This window comes from Ruegeria sp. AL2, assembly GCF_056540845.1.
This window is the reverse complement of sequence record NZ_JBQFXM010000013.1, coordinates 70,664-92,357: the sequence shown is the minus strand read 5'-3', so window position 1 is coordinate 92,357 and position 21,694 is coordinate 70,664. Positions and strand designations below refer to the sequence as shown.

20 protein-coding genes are annotated in these 21,694 nt (G+C 58.7%); 3 read left to right on the top strand and 17 right to left on the bottom strand.

Features of this window, described 5'->3' with window-relative positions:
* Window positions 1-73 precede the first annotated feature (73 nt).
* The 12 genes from ACR0ID_RS15355 to ACR0ID_RS15300 all read right to left on the bottom strand — a co-directional run bounded on the left by ACR0ID_RS15355 (window position 74) and on the right by ACR0ID_RS15300 (window position 12,325).
* Window positions 74-1,291, bottom strand: a complete 1,218-nt coding sequence (locus tag ACR0ID_RS15355; RefSeq protein ID WP_480606718.1) for a phenylacetate--CoA ligase family protein — start codon at window positions 1,289-1,291, stop codon at window positions 74-76.
* 19 nt (window positions 1,292-1,310) lie between these two features.
* The gene (locus ACR0ID_RS15350; protein ID WP_480474334.1) at window positions 1,311-2,144 is read right to left on the bottom strand and encodes an ABC transporter ATP-binding protein; all 834 of its coding nucleotides are present in this window, start codon (window positions 2,142-2,144) and stop codon (window positions 1,311-1,313) included.
* 111 nt (window positions 2,145-2,255) lie between these two features.
* A complete protein-coding gene (locus ACR0ID_RS15345) occupies window positions 2,256-3,539 on the bottom strand; it encodes an ABC transporter substrate-binding protein (RefSeq protein ID WP_480474335.1) in 1,284 nt (427 codons plus the stop codon).
* Between the two features lie 74 nt (window positions 3,540-3,613).
* Entirely contained in the window at window positions 3,614-4,690 is a 1,077-nt protein-coding gene (locus ACR0ID_RS15340) for a branched-chain amino acid ABC transporter permease (protein ID WP_480482437.1), read from the bottom strand.
* A gap of 3 nt (window positions 4,691-4,693) precedes the next feature.
* Window positions 4,694-4,951 carry a hypothetical protein gene (locus ACR0ID_RS15335; RefSeq protein WP_209506939.1) on the bottom strand — a complete coding sequence of 86 codons (258 nt, stop codon included), beginning with the start codon at window positions 4,949-4,951 and terminating at the stop codon, window positions 4,694-4,696.
* A gap of 3 nt (window positions 4,952-4,954) precedes the next feature.
* A complete protein-coding gene (locus ACR0ID_RS15330) occupies window positions 4,955-5,941 on the bottom strand; it encodes a branched-chain amino acid ABC transporter permease (RefSeq protein ID WP_480474339.1) in 987 nt (328 codons plus the stop codon).
* A 29-nt stretch (window positions 5,942-5,970) separates the two neighbouring features.
* Window positions 5,971-6,789 (bottom strand): ABC transporter ATP-binding protein, encoded by an 819-nt coding sequence (locus tag ACR0ID_RS15325; protein WP_480474340.1) that lies wholly within the window; start codon window positions 6,787-6,789, stop codon window positions 5,971-5,973.
* 79 nt (window positions 6,790-6,868) lie between these two features.
* A complete protein-coding gene (locus ACR0ID_RS15320) occupies window positions 6,869-8,860 on the bottom strand; it encodes an AMP-binding protein (RefSeq protein WP_480606714.1) in 1,992 nt (663 codons plus the stop codon).
* A 288-nt stretch (window positions 8,861-9,148) separates the two neighbouring features.
* Window positions 9,149-9,739, bottom strand: a complete 591-nt coding sequence (locus tag ACR0ID_RS15315; RefSeq protein WP_480493996.1) for a hypothetical protein — start codon at window positions 9,737-9,739, stop codon at window positions 9,149-9,151.
* Window positions 9,740-9,849: 110 nt separating this feature from the next.
* On the bottom strand, window positions 9,850-10,248 hold the full coding sequence (gene mutT, locus ACR0ID_RS15310) for an 8-oxo-dGTP diphosphatase MutT (RefSeq protein ID WP_480606710.1): 399 nt from the start codon (window positions 10,246-10,248) through the stop codon (window positions 9,850-9,852).
* Window positions 10,245-11,471 carry a bifunctional glutamate N-acetyltransferase/amino-acid acetyltransferase ArgJ gene (gene argJ / locus ACR0ID_RS15305; protein ID WP_480606708.1) on the bottom strand — a complete coding sequence of 409 codons (1,227 nt, stop codon included), beginning with the start codon at window positions 11,469-11,471 and terminating at the stop codon, window positions 10,245-10,247. The genes mutT and argJ overlap by 4 nt, the downstream gene beginning before the upstream one ends.
* Window positions 11,472-11,476: 5 nt before the next feature.
* Window positions 11,477-12,325: a peptidylprolyl isomerase gene (locus tag ACR0ID_RS15300; RefSeq protein WP_480606707.1), complete on the bottom strand. Its 849-nt coding sequence runs from the start codon at window positions 12,323-12,325 to the stop codon at window positions 11,477-11,479.
* 177 nt (window positions 12,326-12,502) lie between these two features.
* On the opposite strand from ACR0ID_RS15300, the gene secA reads away from it, so the two are divergent.
* The 3 genes from secA to ACR0ID_RS15285 all read left to right on the top strand — a co-directional run bounded on the left by secA (window position 12,503) and on the right by ACR0ID_RS15285 (window position 17,819).
* A complete protein-coding gene (secA, locus tag ACR0ID_RS15295; RefSeq protein WP_480554334.1) occupies window positions 12,503-15,220 on the top strand; it encodes a preprotein translocase subunit SecA in 2,718 nt (905 codons plus the stop codon).
* A gap of 100 nt (window positions 15,221-15,320) precedes the next feature.
* On the top strand, window positions 15,321-16,238 hold the full coding sequence (locus ACR0ID_RS15290) for a hypothetical protein (protein ID WP_480606704.1): 918 nt from the start codon (window positions 15,321-15,323) through the stop codon (window positions 16,236-16,238).
* Window positions 16,239-16,262: 24 nt separating this feature from the next.
* Window positions 16,263-17,819: a phosphate ABC transporter substrate-binding/OmpA family protein gene (locus ACR0ID_RS15285; protein WP_480554332.1), complete on the top strand. Its 1,557-nt coding sequence runs from the start codon at window positions 16,263-16,265 to the stop codon at window positions 17,817-17,819.
* A gap of 3 nt (window positions 17,820-17,822) precedes the next feature.
* Here the strand turns inward: ACR0ID_RS15285 and radC are convergent, their stop codons facing one another.
* From radC to ACR0ID_RS15260, 5 genes are read right to left on the bottom strand one after another with little or no spacing between them, the layout of a single operon-like run.
* A complete protein-coding gene (gene radC / locus ACR0ID_RS15280) occupies window positions 17,823-18,578 on the bottom strand; it encodes a RadC family protein (protein WP_480606701.1) in 756 nt (251 codons plus the stop codon).
* Window positions 18,579-18,613: 35 nt separating this feature from the next.
* Window positions 18,614-19,348 carry an ABC transporter permease gene (locus ACR0ID_RS15275; protein WP_480606700.1) on the bottom strand — a complete coding sequence of 245 codons (735 nt, stop codon included), beginning with the start codon at window positions 19,346-19,348 and terminating at the stop codon, window positions 18,614-18,616.
* Window positions 19,345-20,073, bottom strand: a complete 729-nt coding sequence (locus ACR0ID_RS15270; protein WP_480606697.1) for an ABC transporter ATP-binding protein — start codon at window positions 20,071-20,073, stop codon at window positions 19,345-19,347. The genes ACR0ID_RS15275 and ACR0ID_RS15270 overlap by 4 nt, the downstream gene beginning before the upstream one ends.
* A complete protein-coding gene (gene tenA, locus ACR0ID_RS15265; protein ID WP_480606696.1) occupies window positions 20,070-20,744 on the bottom strand; it encodes a thiaminase II in 675 nt (224 codons plus the stop codon). Before tenA ends, ACR0ID_RS15270 begins: the two co-directional genes overlap by 4 nt.
* Window positions 20,741-21,676, bottom strand: coding sequence for an ABC transporter substrate-binding protein (locus tag ACR0ID_RS15260; protein ID WP_480474352.1), 936 nt, complete (start codon window positions 21,674-21,676; stop codon window positions 20,741-20,743). Before ACR0ID_RS15260 ends, tenA begins: the two co-directional genes overlap by 4 nt.
* Between the last annotated feature and the right edge of the window lie 18 nt (window positions 21,677-21,694).

Below are 21,694 nucleotides of genomic sequence, written 5' to 3'. Positions count from 1 at the left end.
AAAATGCTCGGAAACACCAGTGCGTCGGTCAACAAATCTGCGACACAAACTGCCGCAGACCTGATTTTCACTGCTATTCGTAGACGCGCTGATCCTCAATCACCAGCCCGTCTTTGGGCAGCGAGCCGGGAGCGACGACTTCGATTGCGCCTTTCAGTTTCAGCACTTCGGCCACCGATCTAGCATATGCCGTATCATCCCCGCCTGTGCTTTCGATCTGGACAGTCATCGAATCCATCTCGCCCTGACGGGTGGCAATGACTCGAGCCTTGACGATCTCTTCATGCTTGTCGACCAAAGCGGCAACCTGTTCCGGACGCACGAACATACCTTTGATCTTGGTTGTCTGATCTGCACGCCCCATCCAACCCTTGATCCGGGTGTTCGTGCGACCGCAAGGAGAAATTCCCGGCATCACGGCGGACAGGTCGCCCGTCGCAAAGCGGATCAGCGGGTAATCGGGGTTGAGTGAGGTTACCACGACCTCACCCACCTCACCCGGCGCCACCGGAGTTCCGGTTCCCGGTGTAACAATCTCGACAATCACGTGCTCGTCGATGATCATCCCGTCGATCGCGGCGCTTTCATAAGCAATATTGCCCAGATCCGCTGTCGCGTAACATTGCAGGCACGAGATACCCCGATCGGCATATTCCTGTCGCAAAGACGGGAACAAAGCGCCTCCGCCAACGGCGGCTTTCGAGAAATGCAGTGAAACGCCCATCTCGTCGGCTTTGTCCAGAATGACTTTCAGGTAATCCGGCGTGCCTGCATAGGCCGTACAGCCAACGTCGCGGGCGGCAGTCACCTGCAACTCGGTTTGTCCGGTTCCTGCGGGCAGAACAGCCGCGCCAACAGCGCGTGCGCCGTTTTCAAAAATCATACCGGCCGGGGTCAGGTGATACCCAAAACAGTTCTGGACGATGTCCCCTGCGCCAACACCCGCAGCATTCAGGAAACGGCCCATGCGCCACCAGTCGTGATCAGTGCTGCCCGGCTCATAGATCGGTCCGGGTGACTGGAACACATGATGGAAATGCCGCGCCGGTTTTACCGTAAATCCGCCAAACGGGGGGCGTTTGGCTTGTGCTCGGGTCAGATCCGATTTCCGCAGAACGGGCAATGTTGGCAAATCATCTGCTGACATTACATTATTAGTGTCTGATTCTGACAAATGCGACGCAAATCCAGGGGCTGACATCGCGCGTTTAATCTGCTCCACTAGTGCCCTGGCCTGATCCGAGGCGCGTTCGTCTGTCGAGCGTGTTTCGAGTGCGTCGAAATAGGTCATCGCCATATCCTCCATCCGCTCACAGCCACCTTTTGCGACGACGATAGGACCGCACATCGCGAAAGCTTTTGCGGCCCTCATCGGACATACCCAGGTAGAACTCTTTCACATCCGGGTTTTCGCGCAGGTCGGCTGCCGGGCCATCCATCACGACACGCCCGGATTCAAGAATGTAACCATAATGTGCAAAGCGCAGGGCGACGTTGGTGTTCTGCTCTGCCAGCAGAAAGGACACGCCCTCTTTTTCGTTGAGGTCCTTCACGATACTGAAAATCTCTTCGACCAGCTGCGGAGCAAGCCCCATTGAGGGTTCGTCCAGCAAAATCGTCTCGGGCCGCGACATCAACGCCCGCCCCATGGCAACCATCTGCTGTTCCCCACCCGATGTATAGCCTGCCTGCGACCGGCGGCGTTCCTTGAGCCGGGGAAAATATGCGTAAACCATCTCAAGATCCCGCTGGACCGCAGCAGCCCCGTCTTTTCGAGTATATGCGCCGGTCAGCAAGTTTTCCTCGACGGTCAAGTGCTCGAAACAGTGGCGGCCTTCCATCACCTGAATGACACCCTTTTCAACCAGATCGGCCGGATCGCTTTCATGCACGTTCTGGCCGCGATACTTGATCGAACCTTTGGTGACTTCTCCGCGTTCGGAATGCAGCAGGTTCGAAACGGCCTTGAGCGTGGTTGTCTTGCCCGCGCCATTGCCGCCCAGCAGTGCTGTGATGCCGCCCTTTGGAACGTTCAGGCTGACGCCTTTCAACACGAGGATCACGTGGTTGTAGATCACCTCGATATTATTGACCTCAAGCAGGGTTTCCGCCTGCACGTCAGTGGTTTGTGCCGCATCCAGCATCAGCGCGTTTCCTCATGCCTGCCCGTTCCGGGGCTGTTCGTGAGGAGCGGCAGGCGACCCGCCGCTCCGGTTGTCTGAACGCCCCGGATCACATCCGTGGCGCAACATGCCTTACTCGCAACGTGGCGAGATGCTGTTTTCGGTTGCGTAGGCACCGGAATCTTCATCGATCAACGCGCCGATAACTTCGGCATCTGTCGGTTTGAAGTCCTGTACCGGGTTCCAGGCACCAGTCGCCGCATCCCACTGAACAACACCGACAAGGCCGGGGCCGCCGTGGTTTTCGCAGGAAACCGAGAATTCAGGGCCGAACCCGGACATGCCAAGCGCTTCCATCTTGGCGTTGGTCATTTCCAGTGCTTCCATGCCGTCGCGCATCATCGACGCGTCGATATCAGCGGTTCCGTGCATTGCCTGCGCCGTTTTCACAGCCTCGGCTGCCAGCATGGCGGCATAAAGACCACGGTTGTACTGAACTGTACCCAGCTGATCGCCGGCACCTGCAGCCTTGCCCGAGTCAACGACGTACTTTTTCAGGTCGTCATAGACAGGATAGTCCATGCCAAGGCCAGTAAAGGTCAGCGCCTTGTAACCGGTCGCTTTTTCCCCAGCAGGCTGAACGTCGAATTCCGCGCCAGACCACCAGACACCGATGAAGTTTTCCATCGGGAAACGGATGTTGGCCGCTTCCTGAACCGCAACCTGGTTCATGACGCCCCAGCCCCACATGATGACATAGTCAGGCTTTTCGCGGCGAATTTGCAGCCATTGCGACTTCTGCTCCTGGCCCGGGTGATCAACCGGCAGCAAGGACAGCTCATACCCATGCTTTTCAGCCAGAGTTTCCAGCGTCCGGATCGGTTCCTTGCCATAGGCCGAGTTGTGATAGACCAGCGCAATCTTCTTGCCGCTCAGGTCACCGCCATTTTCATCCAGCAGATAGTTGATCGCACCGGACGCACCGTTCCAGTAGTTGGCCGGATAGTTGAACACATGGCTGAACACTTTGCCGTTCGCAGCCGAGGTCCGGCCATACCCCATCGTGTGCAGAGGAATGCCGTCGGCGGTCACTTTGGGGATCAGCTGATAGGTGATACCGGTCGACAGCGGCTGATACACCAGCGCGCCTTCACCTTTGGTGGATTCATAGCATTCCACGCCTTTTTCGGTGTTATACCCGGTTTCGCATTCGATCACGTTTGCTGGTACACCGCCAATGCCACCGTCCCGCTCGTTCAGAAGCGTGAAATAGTCGGCGTAACCGTCCGCGAATGGAATACCACCAGCCGCATAGGGCCCGGTTCGATAGCTGAGCGACGGGAACACAAGATCCGCCATCGCAGGTCCTGCCGCCATCAGGGCGCTCAGCGCCACAGTTGCCAGTTTCTTGTTCATCGGGTGTCTCCTCCCTTGATTGATCCGATATTGAGTTCGGGCTTGATCACCCGTCTTTATGATTGGGCCAGCCCTCAGTGCGGGAACGGCCAGAGTCTGAGTTTCTCTTTCGCCACGCGCCACAACTGTGCAAGACCGTGGGGTTCCAGGATAAGGAACATGATGATCAGCGCGCCCACGATCACCAGCTGAAGATGGGCAACGATATCGGTCGGCCAACCCAGAAGATCGACGCCAACCAGTTTGAGCAGAACCGGCAGCAGCACCAGGAAGGCCGCCCCGGCAAAAGACCCGAAAATCGAGCCTAATCCGCCGATAATCACCATGAACAGCACCAGGAATGACTTCTGAATGCCGAATGCTTCGCCCACCTCGACCGCGCCGAGATAAACGGCAAAGAACAAGGCGCCTGCGATGCCCACAAAGAACGAGCTGACAGCGAAAGCGCTGATCTTGGCTTTCAGCGGGTTCACCCCGATGATTTCGGCGGCGATATCCATGTCGCGGATCGCCATCCATGTCCGCCCGGTCGTGCCACGGGTCAGGTTGCGCGCAATGATGGCGCTGAAGGTCAGGAAGATCAGGCAGAACAGGTATGTCGCCCAGGCCGGGGCGTTCGGACCCGAGATGATAATGCCGAACACATCACGTTCCGGCGCGTTGATCTGGCCCGAGGCCGAGTAGTTGTAGAACCACGGCACCCGGTTGAAGAGCCAGACCAGAAAGAACTGTGCCGCAAGCGTGGCCACCGCCAGATAGAACCCCTTGATCCGCAGGGAAGGCAGGCCAAACAAAACGCCTACAATCGCGGTAATGCCACCAGCCAGCAGGACATGAATGAACATGCTGACGTCTGGAAATGCGGTCATCAACTTGTAGCAGGCATAAGCACCCACCGCCATGAAACCGCCTGTACCAAGGCTGACCTGCCCGCAATAGCCCACGAGTATGTTCAACCCAATCGCCGCGATGGCATAGATCAGAAAGGGCAGCAGCAGGGCGTTTGCCCAATAGTCGTTGATGATGAACGGAATGATCCCGAATGCCACCGCCAGAACGACATAGTACCGGTACCGGTCGAACTTGATCGGGAAAGTCTGGCTGTCATCCACGTAGGAGGTTTTGAAATCTCCGGCCTCACGATAGAACATCTGTTACTTTCCCCATTCTTCCTGCGCCCGGTTCCGGGTCGCGGCGTCCAGCTGGCTGGACCCTTTGGCATATCCGCTCGCCTCAGAGGCGCGCACCAGTTTCAGGTAGGCCAGAACACCCATGATCAGACCGGCAAAGGCCAGGATCGCGGCAATCGTCAGCTGACTGTCTGTCAGGTCATTCGAGGTCAGCGCGATATATCCAAAGGCCCAGAACCCCGCCCATGCGATCACGTTGATGATGGCGATGAGTTTGGTCATGCGTTACACCCTCTCGATGATCTTCTCGCCGAACAGACCCTGTGGTCTAAACACCAGAAAGATCAGCGCCAGCACATAGGCGAACCAGTTCTCGGTCGCGCCGCCGACCAGCGGGCCAATCGAGAATTCGAACAGCTTCTCGCCCACACCGATGATCAGACCGCCGACGATCGCACCGGGGATCGAGGTGAACCCGCCCAGCATCAACACAGGCAGCGCCTTGAGCGCGATCAGCGACAGCGAGAACTGCACGCCCGATTTGGTGCCCCACATGATCCCCGCGACCAGCGCCACGAACCCGGCCACCGACCAAACCATGACCCAGATAAAGTTGAGCGAGATCCCGACCGAAAGTGCCGCCTGATGGTCATCCGCCACAGCGCGCATGGCCCGCCCCTGCTTTGTGTACTGGCTGAAGGCCACCAGCGCCGCCACCAGAAGCGCCGCGATCACGGTTGCCACGATGTCGAGGTTGTCGATGAAGAAACCATAGCCGAAGATGTTAAAGGTGACCTCGTCAATCCACAGGTTGATGCCCTGCGGCAGACCCACATCCAGCGTCTTGATCTCAGAGCCCCACATCAGGTCGGCCACGCCTTCTAGGAAATAGGCCAGACCGATCGTGGCCATGAACAGAATGATCGGCTCCTGCCCAACCAGATGCCGCATGACAAAGCGCTGCACACACCAAGCCAGCAGAACCATCACGCCCATTGTCAGGATGATTGCCAGCAGGGCGGGGATGGTCCAGCCGAAGTTATAGACATGTGTGCCGAAGGTCGCGTTGATCAAATGCGCGAAAGGCACTTGCCCGTTCATGATCCCGACCAGTGTCATCGCCGCAAACAGGGCCATAACCCCTTGCGCGTAATTGAAAATTCCGGATGCCTTGTAGATCAGCACAAAGCCCAGCGCGACCAGCGCATAAAGCACCCCGGCCATCAGACCGTTAAGGATGACCTCCGTGGCAAAGATTAACTGCTCAGGCATATGTGCCTCCCCGGATATCTGCTTTGGTCTCAGTCATGGCTGACTCCCAGATAGGCGTCGATGACTTCCTGATTGTTGCGCACCTCGTCGGGCGTGCCGTCACCAATCTTCTTGCCGTAATCCATCACGACCACGCGGTCGCTCAGGTCCATCACCACGCCCATATCGTGTTCGATCAGGGCGATGGTGGTGCCGAATTCGTCATTCACGTCGAGGATAAAGCGGCTCATGTCCTCTTTCTCTTCAACGTTCATGCCCGCCATCGGTTCATCCAGTAGCAAGAGCTTTGGTTCTGCCGCCAGAGCACGCGCAAGTTCCACCCGCTTTTTCAACCCGTATGGAAGGCGCGACACGGGCGTTTTTCGGATGTGCTGGATTTCAAGGAAATCGATGATCTTCTCGACCGCCTCACGGTTTTCAACCTCTTCCGCCTCGGCCTTTCCCTTCCACCAGGCCTGCTGGAGGATGTTGGTCTGCATGAAATTCAAACGCCCTGTCATGACGTTGTCCAAAACGCTCATCCCCTCGAACAGGGCGATGTTCTGGAACGTCCGCGCGATCCCCTGCTGCGCCACCTCAAAGGGCCGCATCGCTGGGCGTTTTGATCCGTGGAACCAGACCTCTCCCTCCTGCGGGACATAGAACCCCGAGATGACGTTCAGCATCGATGATTTTCCGGCCCCGTTCGGCCCGATGATGGCGCGAATCTCACCCTCGCGAATATCGAACGAGATATCCTTGATCGCCACGACGCCGCCAAAGCGCAGAGTGATGTTCTTCATCTCCATCACCACGCCGCCGATCTTGCGACCGTCTTCGGTGACATATCCTTCGGCGTTATCCAGCATCAGTCACTCCCTGACTTGCGCAAAAAACGGGATGGCGGACAGGGCGATGGCCGCAGGTCGCGCGGTGCTGTGGCGGCCCTCATTCCGCTGCCACCTTGTGCTGCGCAACCGGTACAACCGGCGCGTCCACGATTTTCAGCGTCGCGCTAATCGATCCCTTGCGCCCATCCTCATAGGTCACTTCGGTCGTGGTCGAGACGCTTTCGGACCCGTCGTAAAGCGCCGCAATGATGTCGTGGAACTTCTCTTCGACAAACCCGCGCCGAACTTTCCGGGTGCGGGTCATCTCACCATCATCAGCATCCAGTTCCTTGTGCAGCACCACAAAGCGATGCACCTGGCAACCGGACAGCATTTCATCAGCCGCTACCGATTTGTTGACCTCTTCCACATGCGCCTTGATCGTCTCTAACACACGCGGATGGCCCGCCAGTTCCTGATAGGACGCATAGGCCACGTTGTTGCGTTCCGCCCAGTTGCCGACCGCTGTCAGGTCAATATTGATGAAGGCCACACAGCGATCCTTGCCGTTTCCGAACAGAACGACCTCGAGAATATCGGGGTAGAACTTCAGCTTGTTCTCGACATATTTCGGCGCGAACATGGACCCGTCGGCCATTTTGCCCACGTCCTTGGCCCGGTCGATGATCCGCAGATGGCCCGAGCTTTCCTCGATGAACCCGGCATCACCCGTTGCCACCCAGCCTTCGGCATCTTTGGTTGATGCCGTGGAATCCGGGTTGTTGTAATATTCGACAAACACGCCGGGCGAGCGGTAGTGGATCTCGCCCTTGTCGTCGATCTTGATCTCAACATCCGGCGCGGGCACGCCAACCGTATCGGCCCGAACCTCACCATCCGGCTGTACGGTGATGAACACGGTTGCTTCGGTCTGACCGTAAAGTTGTTTCAGGTTAATGCCCAAAGATCGATAGAAATCAAAGATTTCCGGTCCGATCGCTTCACCCGCTGTATAGCCAACCCGGAACCGGCCATAGCCCAGCGTATCCTTGAGCGGCCCATAGACCAACAGGTTACCCAGCGCGTATTTCATCCGGTCGCCAAAGCCGACGGGTTTGCCATCCAGCAACTTGCCGCCCACCTTTTTGGCATGCGCCATGAAGTGATGGAACATGCGCTGTTTCAGCTTGCTCGCATCCTCCATCCGGATCATTACATTGGTCAGCTGGCTTTCAAACACGCGCGGCGGGGCGAAGAAATAGGTCGGCCCGATTTCGCGCAGATCGGTCATCATCGTGTCGGCGCTTTCCGGGCAGTTCACGCAGAACCCGCACCAATAGGCCTGACCGATGGAAAAGATGAAATCCCCAACCCATGCCATTGGTAGGTAGGAGAGGATATCTTCATCGCGGGTCAGATGGTCGAAGATCGCTGAATTCTTGGCGCTTTCGATCACGTTGCGGTTCGACAGAACCACCCCCTTGGGCTTGCCCGTTGTGCCCGAGGTATAAAGCATGACGCAGGTGTCGTTATAGGTGATCTCAGAGATGCGCTTGTCCAGCTCTGCATCAAACCGCTGATGTCCTGCCTGACCTTCGGCCATGAGGTCTTCCAGCGCGTTCATCTGGCTGTGGTCGTATTTCCGCATCCCTCGCTTGTCGGTATAGAGGATGTGCTTGATCTGGTGCACTTTTTCCTGAATTTCGATGACCTTGTCGACCTGTTCCTGATCACCGCAGACGACGTATTTCGCGCCGCAATGCTCCATCACATAGGTCATCTCTTCGGCGACTGCGTCCTGATACAGAGGCACCGGAATTGCACCGACCATCTGTGCCGCGACCATGGTCCAGTAATGCGCTGGCCGGTTGCGTCCGACCACGGCAATGTGGTCACCGCGCTCAACGCCAATTTCAAGAAATCCAAGAGCGAGCGCGCGAATTTCCTTGGCCGCTTCAGCCCAGGTCCAGCATTGCCAGATCCCAAATTCTTTTTCCCGATAGGCCGGGGCATCCCCGAACTGGGTCGCGTTGCGGTGTAGAAGCGCCGGAAGGGAGTGCAACCCTTCGGCGCCCGACTGCGTCTGAGCCAATCTTTTTCTCCTCCCCATCCGGCCTCCTCTAAGCCGGAAATGGCGGATCCGGGAAAGCCCCCGGATGCCAGTGCCCCGATTTGGGACACCCGCACGATCAGCGTCAAGTTTTGCCTGATGTTTTCTCAATTCTTACGAATTGTAACAGGTGCAGAAGGGTGATGTTACGTTTTGTACAATATGTACAAATGCAGACTGTTACGAGGAACCCGTTCGTCCCACGCAATTACCGTACCAAACAGGTCCTGTGTGCAGCAGGGACGCCGGACCGGCAAACAGAATTCGACCTTCGGCAGGTTGGCGCGGTTACTGATACTTAGCTTTTAATGCTGCTTTTTTAAAACGACCAACAGATGTTGAGCGCAACGTGTACAGCAACCCCAAAAGTTTCGTGTTCAAGGGCATTGTCTTATCGCGGTAAACGAGACTTGCCTCATAGGGCTTGTTGGCGTCGCAAAGTTCAATGATTTCACCTGCGGCCAAAACCATCTCTTCCATCAGGGTTTCTGCGGCTACTGCCTTGCTTGCCTCATCCTCGGAAATTGTTTTGTCTCTTTGGGACTTTCGCCGGAAATCCACAATGGCAGCGGGCACGTATTCAGTGACCCGATTTCTGAATCGCGTCATGTCAGAGCCATTGGCCTGAGTGCCGTCCGATTTGGTGTAGGAGTTGTAATCACCGTATAGGGCCAGGATCGTGCTCGTCTGGTGAAACAAAAGATCTTGCCGTGCAAAATCGAGTTCGACATAGCGATCAATTCGGGCCTGCTCTTCGATCATGACCGATACTGCAGTCTTCGCATCATCTGCTTTGGCACTATGAACCGCCAAAACAAATAAGGCCAAAATCAAAACAATCCTGGACACCCAAAGCTTTCCAACTCGACTTGCAATCATAACGAGGTACTCCTTCACCATTGAGAAAGCACTCGAACACTACCACAAATCGGCAAATAAATCCGCCAAGCCGAAATTCGGGCCGTTAGCGCCTGACGCCTTTTGAGCCCCTACAACCAATCCCGCAGGATCGGGATCAGGGGCACATCCGCGGCCGGCATGGGGTAATTGCGCAGGTCATTTGCGCGGACCCATTTCAGCGCCTGCCCCTCTTTCGACTGTGGGATGCCCTGCCATTTGCGGCAGGCGAACAGAGGCATCAGCAGGTGGAAATCATCATAGCTGTAGCTGGCGAAGGTCAGGGGGGCAAGGCACGAGGCCCAGGTGTCGATGCCCAGTTCCTCGTGCAATTCGCGGATCAGGGCGGCCTCGGGGGTTTCGCCGGGCTCGATCTTGCCGCCGGGAAACTCCCAAAGACCGGCCATGGATTTGCCCTCGGGGCGTTGGGCCAACAGCACCCGGCCCTCGATGTCGATCAAGGCGACAGCAGAGACCAACACGGTTTTCACGAGCGGTAATCCGCGTTGATCTCGATATATCCGTGCGTCAGATCGCAGGTCCAGACGGTGGAATTGCCTTCGCCCAGGCCCAGATCAACGGCGATGACCAGATCCTGACCTTTCATATAAGCGGCAGCTGCGTCTTCGCTGTAATCGGGGCTGACCCAGCCTTTTTCGGCCACAAGGATGTCGCCGAAGGAAATGCTCAGCAGGTCGCGGTCCGCCGCGGCACCGGATTTACCGATGGCCATGACGATACGACCCCAGTTCGGGTCTTCGCCCGCGATGGCGGTTTTGACCAGCGGAGAGTTGGCGATGGCAAGGCCGTGGATCTTGGCGTCAGCGTCTGTTGCGGCCCCTTTTACGCGGATTTCGACGAATTTCGTGGCACCTTCGCCATCGCGCACCACTTGCTGGGCCAGATCCAGCATCACGGCTTCCAACGCCTCGGCGAAAGCCGCGTTGCCGGTGGCGTCCACACCCGAAGCGCCGGTGGCGCACAGCAGCAGGCTGTCCGAGGTGGATGTATCGCTGTCCACGGTGATGCAGTTGAACGTCCGGTCTGTCTGCGCGCTCAGCATCGCCTGCAACGCTGATTGTTCGACCTGCGCGTCGGTGAAGATATAGACCAGCATCGTCGCCATATCTGGCGCAATCATGCCCGAACCCTTTGCAATCCCCGCAATAGAGACTGTTTTGCCATCAATTTCGACCTGCGCCACGGCCCCTTTCGGGAAGGTGTCCGTGGTCATGATCGCGCGTGCGGCGTCTTCGATCGCGTGACGGCTGAGACCCGCCTTCAGCGTTTCAAGCTTGGCAATGATGCGGTCATGAGCCAGCGGCTCACCAATCACGCCGGTGGAGGAGGTAAAGACCCGCTCGACCGGAACACCAGTCGCCTTCGAGACGGCCTGCGTCACCTCGGCCACCGAGGTCTGACCATAATGCCCGGTAAAGGCATTGGCATTGCCCGAGTTCACCAGGATCGCCGCCGGGCCATCACTGGGCCCGCCGGTCTTGTCCTGACAATCCAGAACCGGTGCCGCCCGTGTGGCCGAACGGGTAAAGACCCCGGCCACAGATGTGCCCGGGTCCAGCACGGCCAGCATGACATCGGTGCGGCCCTGATATCGCACGCCCGCCGCGACGGTGGCGAACCGCACACCGTCAATTGCAGGCAAATCAGGGAAGAACGCTGGCGCTAGCGGCGAAACCTTGGTGATCTTGGCCACGGGGGTTACTCCTGAATCAGGTCCAGCTGGCGCAGGACTTCGGGTCCGGCACCTTCCAGAGCGGGGCGGTCGATCTGGGCCTGCTGTGTCAGTTCATCGATGCGTGCCTGAATGGCGTCCTGCTGAACGGTTTGTGCAAGCTCTTCGCGCACGGCGTCCAGCGCGGGCGCTTCGGTTTTGCGCTTGTCGTTCAGCTTGACCACATGCCAGCCGAACTGCGTCTGAACCGGGTCGGACACCTGCCCTTTTTCGAGCGCGACCACGGCTGTTTCGAATTCCGGTACCATCTGGCCCTTGCCGAACCAGCCCAGCGCGCCGCCATTGGGGCCGGACGGACCGGTGGAGTGCTCGCGCGCGAGTTCGGCGAAATCGGCGCCGTCATCGAGCTGCGCCTTGAGGTCCTTGGCCTGTTCTTCGGTCTCGACCAGAATGTGGCTGGCATCGAATTCGTCTTCGCCCGCGAAATCGTTGTACTGCGCGTCGTAGGCTGCCTGAATGGCCTCGTCCGTGACAACCGTATCGGTCAGGGCTGTGACGGTCTGAACCGCCAGAAGGGAGCGTTCTTCATTTTTCAGCCGCAGCGTGTTCAGTTTGTTCAGCCCATCCTGCTGTTGCCCCAGCAGTTGCTGCTGGATCAGCTGTTCTAGTACGAAGTCGAACAATACATCATCTTCGGCCTGCTGGTATTGCGGCGGCAGGGCGGCAACGGTTGCGATCACGTGACCCAAAGTGATCTCATCCCCGTTCACACGCGCCACCACGGTTGATGCATCCGGCTGGGTTTCGGCGGCCAGCGGCAAGGCCATCATGGCGGTCAGAGCCAGCGATGGCAGAAAAGTGAGGCCTTTGGGCATTGAATCATCCTATTTCCTTGCCGCGGCAGGGCGCAGCGTTGACACTCTGGAACCTGCCGCTTACATCGCTTTGAAGCCTTGGACAGGGCCGCCTTTCACCCCCCGTATCTATGGGTTGCGCGCAAGGTGGGCAAGCCTGTCAAAAACCAAGACAAGAACAGATCCGCTGGAGTGAACATGCTGGGACTCGGAACGCTCGCCAAAAAGGTGTTCGGAACACCGAACGACCGCAAGATCAAGGCGACCCGCCCCCTGATCGAAAAGATCAACGCGCTGGAACCCGAGTTCGAGAAGCTGTCCGATCAGGACCTGATCGACAAGACAGAAGACCTGCGCAAACGCGCGCTGGATGGCGAAAGCCTTGACGATCTGCTGCCCGAAGCCTTTGCCAACGTGCGCGAAGGTGCCCGCCGCGCGCTGGGGCTGCGCGCCTTTGACGTACAGCTGATGGGCGGTGTGTTCCTGCATCAGGGCAACATCTCGGAAATGAAGACGGGTGAGGGCAAGACACTGGTCGCGACCTTCCCGGCGTATCTGAACGCGCTGACCGGCAAGGGCGTGCATGTGGTCACGGTGAACGAATACCTGGCCAAGCGCGACGCGGAATGGATGGGCAAGGTGTTTGCTGCCGTGGGCATGACCACCGGCGTGATCTGGTCGGGCCAGCCCGATGCAGAGAAACTGGCCGCCTATAAATGCGACATCACCTATGCCACCAACAACGAGCTGGGTTTTGACTATCTGCGCGACAATATGAAGGCCGATCTGGAGCAGGTTTACCAGAAGCACCACAATTTCGCGATTGTGGACGAGGTCGATTCGATCCTGATCGACGAGGCGCGGACGCCGCTGATCATCTCGGGCCCGGCACAGGACCGCTCGAACCTGTATACCGCCATCGATGCGCTGATCCCGAGCCTGACCGACGAACACTACACGTTGGACGAAAAGGCCCGCAACGTGACCTTCACGGATGAGGGCAACGAGTTTCTGGAGCAACAACTGTTGGCTGCCGGTCTGATTCCCGAAGGCCATTCACTGTATGACCCGGAAAGCACGACCGTGGTGCATCACGTGAATCAGGGTCTGCGCGCGCACAAGCTGTTCCAGCGCGACAAGGATTACATCGTGCGCGACGGCAATGTCGTTCTGATCGACGAATTCACGGGCCGCATGATGCCGGGCCGCCGCCTGTCCGAGGGTCTGCACCAGGCCATCGAAGCCAAGGAAAACGTGCAGATTCAGCCCGAGAACGTGACGCTGGCCAGCGTGACCTTCCAGAACTATTTCCGCCTATACGAAAAGCTGGGCGGCATGACCGGGACCGCCCTGACCGAGGCCGAGGAATTTGCCGAGATTTACGGCCTTGGCGTGGTCGAGGTTCCGACCAACAAGCCGATTGCCCGTGTGGACGAGGACGATCAGGTCTATCGCACCGCCATGGAAAAATACGGCGCGATGATCGAAGAAACCAAGAAGGCGCAGGAAACGGGCCAGCCGGTCCTGCTGGGCACGACCTCGATCGAGAAATCGGAACTGCTGAGCCAGATGCTAACCAAGGAAGGCATCGCGCATAATGTTCTGAACGCCCGCCAGCACGAGCAGGAGGCGCAGATTGTCGCCGATGCGGGCCGTCTGGGCGCGGTGACCATCGCCACCAACATGGCCGGTCGCGGTACAGACATTCAGCTGGGCGGCAATGTCGAAATGAAGGTGCTGCAAGCGATGGCGGACAACCCCGAGGCTGATCCGTCAGACCTGCGTGCCGCAGAAGAAGCACGCCACGCGGAAGAAAAAGAAAAGGTTCTAGCTGCGGGAGGCCTTTATGTGATGGCGTCCGAACGCCACGAAAGTCGCCGCATCGACAACCAGCTGCGCGGCCGTTCGGGCCGTCAGGGCGATCCGGGCCGTACCGTGTTCTACCTGAGCCTTGAAGACGACCTGATGCGCATCTTTGGCTCGGAACGGCTGGACAAGGTGCTGACCACGCTGGGCATGAAAGAAGGCGAGGCAATCATTCACCCCTGGGTGAACAAGTCGCTGGAACGCGCGCAGTCCAAGGTCGAGGGCCGCAACTTCGACATGCGCAAGAACGTTCTTAAATTCGACGACGTGATGAACGATCAGCGCAAGGTGATCTTTAGCCAGCGCCGCGAGATCATGTCGGCCAATGACCTGTCCGAGATCGTCTCGGATATGCGCGAGCAGGTGATTGACGATCTGATTGACGAATACATGCCGCCGAAATCCTATGCAGATCAGTGGGATACCGACGGTCTGCATGCGGCGATCAAGGACAAGCTGACCATCGACGCCCCGGTTCAGGACTGGGCTGCCGAAGAAGGCGTGGATGACGAGCAAGTGCGGGAGCGCTTGGTTAAGGCCGCAGATGAGATGATGGCCCAGAAGGCGGTTGCCTTTGGTCCCGAAAACATGCGCAACATCGAAAAGCAGGTGCTGTTGCAGACCATCGATGCCAAATGGCGCGAGCATCTGCTGACGCTGGAACACTTGCGCTCGGTCGTGGGTTTCCGCGGCTATGCCCAGCGCGATCCGCTGAACGAATACAAAAACGAAAGCTTCCAGCTGTTCGAAACCATGCTGGACGGTTTGCGGGAAACCGTGACACAGCAATTGTCGCGCGTGCGTCCACTGACCGAAGAAGAGCAAAAGGAAATGCTGGCGCAGATGGCGGCGCAACAAGCACAGGCACAGCAGGCCGTGGACAAAGCCGCAAGCCAGGCCGAGGCCAAGGCCGAAGCGGCGGCGTCAGGCGATGCGCTGCCGGGGTTTGACGAGGGCGATCCGTCAACCTGGGGTAACCCGTCGCGAAACGACCTGTGCCCCTGCGGATCCGGAAAGAAGTTCAAACACTGCCACGGCAGATTGACCTGACGTTAACACCCTTTCATCACAATGAGTCCGTCTCGCGGCCACAAATTGGCCGCGATTGGTGGCGAGAGTGCAAGCTGCTCCTTCAACTGGGGAGGGTGTCTTGTTTGTAGTTCGCAACTACGTAACCATGTGCGGAACGGTCGCTTGTGCCTTGGGCATAGGCTATCTGATGCAGAACGGACCGGCTGCGCAGCAGAACCGCGCGCAGGGCGGTGTTGATGTGGCCTCCGTTGCCGATCAGTCTTCGATTCTGTCGGGGCTGGACAGTATCGTGCTGACGTCGGCTACCGTATCAGATGCCGATCCGGTCAATGTCACACCGGCACCCCGCGTTGTACCCGCTGTCCCCAGAACATCGAGTTGCAGGATCAGCGCGCACGCGACCGCAGCGCCCGGTGCCTTGGCGCACCTGTCGCTGAAAGCGCCGTGCCACAAGAATGAGCGGATTGAAATCCACCATAGCGGCCTCACTGTTAGCCAGATGACTGACGCCAGCGGCGCGCTGGATATGGCGATCCCGGCCCTTTCGGAATATGCGATTTTCCTGTTTTCCTTCGAAGATGAAACAGGCACCGTCGCCACCACTCACGTCCCCGAAATCGCCGGTTTTGATCGTGTTGTCCTGCAATGGCAGGGTGATACCGAGTTGCAGATTCACGCGCTGGAATTTGGCGCCAGCTATGGCGCGGATGGCCATGTCTGGGATGACGCATCTGCCGAAGGCGCCGGTAAGGTTATGCGCTTGGGTCAATCCGATTCCGGGATTACTCAGAATATCGAAGTGTATTCTTTCCCGGCCAGCACTTCGGATCAGTCGGGCACGATTGACCTGACCGTCGAGGCCGAAGTGACCGATGCAAACTGCGGCCACACGCTGAACGTGCAGTCGCTGGAGCTGTTGTCGGACCGCCGCCTGCGGTCGCGCGACATGTCCGTGACCTTGCCGGATTGTTCGCGCTCGGGCGAGTTTCTGGTGTTGAATAATCTGCTCTCAGACCTGACAATCGCGGCAAAGTAATCCGCAGGCAGGCTTGAACCTCTTATGACATTTTTCCGTGTGGCGGTGGCTGCGCTGTTTTCCGTGACGGTGGCGACCGGTGCTTTTGGGCAGGACATCACGTTGACCTCGCATGATGGCAAGGTCGAAGTGACAGGCAATCTGCTGAGCTTTGACGGTGAGTTTTATCGCGTCGATACGCAATTCGGGACGTTGACCGTGGATGGTTCCGGCGTCACATGCGAGGGACCCGCCTGCCCCAACCTGATCGATTTCGTCGCCGAAGTGCAGTTTTCCGGATCATCGGTGATGGCCGAAACGGTGCTGCCCGCCCTGATCATCGGCTTTGCCCGTCAGGAAGACCTGACCGCGACCCCCGCCCGCGTGGATGAGGACACCTTTGTTTACGAGTTGCATCAGGCAGGCCGGTCGGCGCCGCTTGCGCGGTTTTTCTTTGACGTGGGCACCACGGATCGCGGGTTCAGCGACCTGATCGCAGACCGGGCGGATATCGTGATGGCCCTGCGCGAGATGCGCGAGGCCGAGCGGGAGGCTGCCGAAGCTGCGGGGTTGGGTGATCTGAAACGCTCGCGGCGATCACGGGTCATTGCACTGGATGCCATGGTCCCGGTCGTGGCCCCCGACAGCGTGATGCGACAGGTTTCGCTGGCGGATCTGGCCCGCATTCTGTCCGGCGAGGTCAGCAACTGGGCGCAGCTGGGTGGGCCGGATGCCCCTATTGCACTGCATGTGCCAGAGGCCGGGTCGGGTCTGGCGCAGGCGGTCGAGGATCAGGTTCTGAAAACCGCCGGTGTGGTGCTGACCGATACGGCGATCCGCCACAATCGCATACATGACCTGACCGCGGCTGTGGCTAAGGATCCGTTTTCCATCGGTATCGCCAGCAAGGCATCGGCCCATGGCACCCGCGCTGTGCCTTTGACTGGCGGGTGCGGGCATCCTCTGGCCGCGACCCGCCAGTCAATCAAGACCGAAGATTACCCGCTGAATATGCCCATGTTCCTGTATCTGCCGGAACGCCGCCTGCCCCGGATTGCGCGACAGTTTCTGGCCTATAGCCAAAGCCCCGAGGCACAGGTGGCGATACGTGACGCAGGATATGTGGATCAATCTGCTGAAACCCTGCCGGTTGGCGTGCAGGGGGACCGGCTTGCCAATGCGGTCGTCACCGGCGGAACTGAGGTCGGACTGGAGGAATTGCAGCGCATGATCGAGACCTTGCGCCCGCTGTCGCGCCTGTCCCTGTCGGTCCGGTTCGAGCCCGGATCGTCCCGTCCGGACGCGCAGTCACGCGCCAATATTCAGCAACTGGCGCAAATGCTGGACGCGGGTACGTTGCAGGCACGCAAGGTGGTGTTTGCAGGCTTCAGCGATGGGGACGGGGGTGCCGTTTCAAATGCCCGCATCGCCCTGCGGCGCGCGCAAACCGTGCGAAACGCGGTTATCGCCGCGCTTGAAGCCCCGATCCCTGATAGTATCACGGTCACCGCCGAAGGATTTGGTGAAGCGATGCCCATGGCCTGCGATGACACCGAATGGGGCCGCAAGGTCAACCGCCGGGTCGAGATTTGGGTGCAGTAGCCGCTAGAGATACCCTTCGGAACGAAAGCTGAGCTCGGTCGATTTGCCGATGATCAGGTGGTCATGCAGAATCAGCCCCAGGGCGGAACAGGCATCCTGAATGCGGTTGGTCATATCGATGTCTGACTGTGACGGCGTTGGGTCGCCCGAAGGATGGTTGTGCACCAATATCAGGGCCGAGGCATTCAGTTCCAACGCCCGTTTCGCCACTTCGCGCGGATAGACCGGCACGTGATCCACGGTGCCTTTGGCCTGTTCCTCATCCGCGATCAGGACGTTCTTGCGATCCAGATAGAAAACGCGAAATTGCTCGGTCTCGCGATGCGCCATTGTCGTGTGGCAATAATCCAGCAGCGCGTCCCAGCTGGATATTACGTGTCGTTGCATCACCCGCGCCCGTGCCATCCGATGCGCGCAGGCTTCGAGGATTTTCAGATCGGTGATGACCGTATCACCAACGCCCTTGATCTGCCGCAGCCGTTCTTCGGGTGCTGTCAACACACGGTTGAAATCGCCAAAGGCATTCATCAATGCCCGCGCCAATGGTTTCACATCCTGCCGAGGGATGGACCGGAACAAAACCAGCTCCAGCAACTCATAATCCGGGATCGCTGCGGATCCGCCCGCCATGAACCGTTCGCGCAGCCGCTTGCGATGGTCTTTGATGTAGGAGGGTAACCGACCATTCGGCAGCGGCTGCGCTGGCGCTTCGTCCGTATCAAACAGCATGGGGGCTTCGGCAAAGGCGTCCTGTGTCATGCGTTTACCCTGTCGCAGAATCACTTTCCGAAAGGTTAATGAGCCTCTCCTGCCATACGCGCGGTGGCGCGGCGGACAATCATGTGCAGAAGGATCGAAAATACGCCCAGAGTCAGCATCGCCGCAAACATCAGGTCCGTCTTGGCACGGCCATTGGCCAGCAGCATCAGATATCCCAGACCTTGCGATGAACCGACCCATTCACCGATCACGGCACCGATCGGCGCATACACCGCCGCCAGCCGCATCCCCGAGGCCAGAGACGGCAACGCCGCAGGGATACGGATGTGCCACAACACAGTGCGCTTGCTGGCCTGCATCGTGCGTGCAAGGTCCAGATACCCCTGCGGTGTCCGCATCAAACCGTCAAAAAAGGACGACGTGATCGGGAAATAGATGATCAGGACCGCCATCGCGACCTTGGACAACAGGCCATAACCCAGCCACAGGGTCAGCAACGGGGCCAGTGCAAAGACCGGCAGGGCCTGCGTGAACACCAGCATTGGCTGCACCAAAACTCGTGCGACGCGGGAATTGGCCAGCTGCAATGCAGTGACAACGCCAAGCAGCGTGCCGCAGGCAAGGCCGATAATGACCTCAATGGCTGTGATCCAGGTGTGTTCGGCAATCAGCCAGCGGTTCTGCCACCAGGTTTCGGCAACCACCACGGGGCCGGGCAGGATGAACTTTGGCAATCCGGTCAGGGTCACGATCCCCTGCCAGATGGCAAGGGCAAACAGGGTTGCTGCCGGAACAGAGAGGGACTTCATACCCCGCCCTCCCGCAGCAGCCGCAAAAGCGCGCCTTGTGTTTCCAGCGTCTGCAAATCATCGACGCTGCGCGGGGCTGGAGCAACCGGCGGATCGCACGGTGTCAGCCCGTGCTGTGTCATGACGACGATGGATTGCCCCAGACGCGCGGCCTCGCCCGGATCGTGGGTTACCAGAAGGACAGTACGGCCTTTCAGCGCCTCGGCGGCCAGATCCTGCATATCGGCACGGGTTCGGGCATCAAGGGCTGAAAAGGGTTCATCCAGCAACACGATCGGCCGGTCTTCCATCAGGGTGCGGGCCAGTGCCACACGTTGCCGCTGCCCGCCCGAAAGCTCGGGCGGTTTCTTGGTCATATGGTCCTGCAAGCGCATCCGTTCGATCAGGCGGTCGCGCCGGTCAAGGTCAACTTTCTCGCCCCGCAGCCGCGCGCCCAGTGAGACGTTTTGCGCAACACTCGCCCAAGGCAGCAACAGGTCGTCCTGCGCCATATAAGCAACCCGGTCTGAAACCGGCTGGCCATCGCTGGCGGTGATCCGGCCCGTGAATTCAGCCCCGGTTTCCAGCCCGGCAATCAGCCGCAAAACCGTGGTTTTGCCAACACCCGATCCACCCAGCAGACAGGTCCACGCCCCTGCGTCAAGCGTCAGGGTCAGCGGTGCGAACAGAGTCGCGCCATCGATCGCGGCTGTGCCGCTGATAGTCAGAACGGGCGCCGGGGTCATGGGGTCAGACCCATCTGCCAGAAATTGACCTCCAATTCCGTCGCTGTACGGAACGTCCGGCACAGACGATCCCAGCGGGGCGAAGATTGGAAATCCGCCCCAATCCTTCGTATTAGAGCCGAATCAAGCAATTCGCCCACGGCCGCGCAGGCGTTCTGATAGCCTTCATCCGCGTAGGTATCGATCCAGCCACGATAGGATGTGGATGTTGCTTCCGCAGACAGGCGGGTGCCAATCTCACCATATCCCATGACGCACGGTACAAGTGCTGCCAGAAGATCCAGCAGATCACCGCTATAGCCCGCCTCGAGAACAAAGCGGGTATAGGCCAGATTCTCGGGCCGTTCAGGCGTTGCAAACAGATCGGACTGCGAAATGCCTTCTGCTTCGCAAATGCCGATATGCAGCTTCATCTCTTCGCTGATCAGGCCGTTCACGGTACGCGACGCTGCCAGCATTTCAGCATGTGTTTCCGATTTCACCACGGCCAGCGCCCAGGCGCGCGCAAAATGGATCAGGAACACGTAATCCTGACGCAGATAGTGCAGGAACGCCGGGCGTGGCAGGGTGCCGTCTTTCAGTGCTTCGACAAAAGCGTGGCGGGTGTAATCCCGCCACGGCCCCTGCGCTGCATCGCGCATCAGCGCAAAGGCTTTGCCATAATCGCTCATTGCGCGGTTACGTCGATGGCTATGTCGCTGACGGGCAGGACGGTGTCGATCATGCCGCTGTCGTTCAGGAATGCCTCGAACCGGGCATAACGGCCAGCGTCAAACCCGGCGGGACGCAGGGCAAAGCGCGGCAGCGTGTCGACCCATGCGCGCGCATTCAGCTCGTCCTGCAGTTCGGGTGAAGTGGCTGAGAAGACCTCCCAGCTTTTTTCGGGGTTGTTGACGATGTACTGAGTCGCTTTTTCGGTCGCGGCCAGGAAACGGGCGATCTTGTCTTTGTCCATCGTATCGGGGTTGGCGACATAGATCAGTTCGTCATAAGACGGCACGCCCTCTTCCTCGATATAGAAACAGGTGCCGGGGCGGCCTTCGATATCCATCTGGTTCAGCTCGAAGTTGCGATAGGCGCCGATCACCGCATCCACCTGACCGGTCATCAGCGAGGGTGAGAGCGAGAAATTCACGTTGATCATCTCAACATCATCCAGCGCGACGTCGTATTTGCCAAGCACGGTGCTGAGGATGGCCTCTTCCACACCGGCGACGGAAAAGCCGATTTTCTTGCCTTTGAGGTCAGCGGGCGATTTGATCGGCCCGTCTTTCAGAACCAGCAGGCAGTTCAGGGGCGTCGCGACGAGCGTGCCGACCCGTTTCAGTGGCAGCCCTTCGTGGATCTGCAAATGCAGTTGCGGCTGATAGGATACCGCCAGATCCGCCTGACCGGCAGCCACCAGACGCGGCGGCGCGGACGGGTCGGCGGGGGCAACGACTTCGACCTGCAACCCCTGTTCGGCGAAATAGCCGTTTTCCTGCGCCACGATGATGGGCCCGTGGTCAGGGTTGATAAACCAGTCCAGAAGGACGGTCATTTTGTCTTCGGCCCAGGCTGGCGCGGCGGCCAGAAGGGCAAGGGCTGTCATCAGCTTTTTCATATCTCACGTTTCCTTTTC

Coding starts and splice junctions, on each gene's coding strand:
- ACR0ID_RS15355 (WP_480606718.1), bottom strand. CDS start 1,291: ATGACCTATTTCGACGCACTCGAAACACGCTCGACAGACGAACGCGCC.
- ACR0ID_RS15350 (WP_480474334.1), bottom strand. CDS start 2,144: ATGCTGGATGCGGCACAAACCACTGACGTGCAGGCGGAAACCCTGCTT.
- ACR0ID_RS15345 (WP_480474335.1), bottom strand. CDS start 3,539: ATGAACAAGAAACTGGCAACTGTGGCGCTGAGCGCCCTGATGGCGGCA.
- ACR0ID_RS15340 (WP_480482437.1), bottom strand. CDS start 4,690: ATGTTCTATCGTGAGGCCGGAGATTTCAAAACCTCCTACGTGGATGAC.
- ACR0ID_RS15335 (WP_209506939.1), bottom strand. CDS start 4,951: ATGACCAAACTCATCGCCATCATCAACGTGATCGCATGGGCGGGGTTC.
- ACR0ID_RS15330 (WP_480474339.1), bottom strand. CDS start 5,941: ATGCCTGAGCAGTTAATCTTTGCCACGGAGGTCATCCTTAACGGTCTG.
- ACR0ID_RS15325 (WP_480474340.1), bottom strand. CDS start 6,789: ATGCTGGATAACGCCGAAGGATATGTCACCGAAGACGGTCGCAAGATC.
- ACR0ID_RS15320 (WP_480606714.1), bottom strand. CDS start 8,860: ATGGGGAGGAGAAAAAGATTGGCTCAGACGCAGTCGGGCGCCGAAGGG.
- ACR0ID_RS15315 (WP_480493996.1), bottom strand. CDS start 9,739: ATGATTGCAAGTCGAGTTGGAAAGCTTTGGGTGTCCAGGATTGTTTTG.
- ACR0ID_RS15300 (WP_480606707.1), bottom strand. CDS start 12,325: ATGCCCAAAGGCCTCACTTTTCTGCCATCGCTGGCTCTGACCGCCATG.
- secA (WP_480554334.1), top strand. CDS start 12,503: ATGCTGGGACTCGGAACGCTCGCCAAAAAGGTGTTCGGAACACCGAAC.
- ACR0ID_RS15285 (WP_480554332.1), top strand. CDS start 16,263: ATGACATTTTTCCGTGTGGCGGTGGCTGCGCTGTTTTCCGTGACGGTG.
- radC (WP_480606701.1), bottom strand. CDS start 18,578: ATGACACAGGACGCCTTTGCCGAAGCCCCCATGCTGTTTGATACGGAC.
- ACR0ID_RS15275 (WP_480606700.1), bottom strand. CDS start 19,348: ATGAAGTCCCTCTCTGTTCCGGCAGCAACCCTGTTTGCCCTTGCCATC.
- ACR0ID_RS15270 (WP_480606697.1), bottom strand. CDS start 20,073: ATGACCCCGGCGCCCGTTCTGACTATCAGCGGCACAGCCGCGATCGAT.
- tenA (WP_480606696.1), bottom strand. CDS start 20,744: ATGAGCGATTATGGCAAAGCCTTTGCGCTGATGCGCGATGCAGCGCAG.
- ACR0ID_RS15260 (WP_480474352.1), bottom strand. CDS start 21,676: ATGAAAAAGCTGATGACAGCCCTTGCCCTTCTGGCCGCCGCGCCAGCC.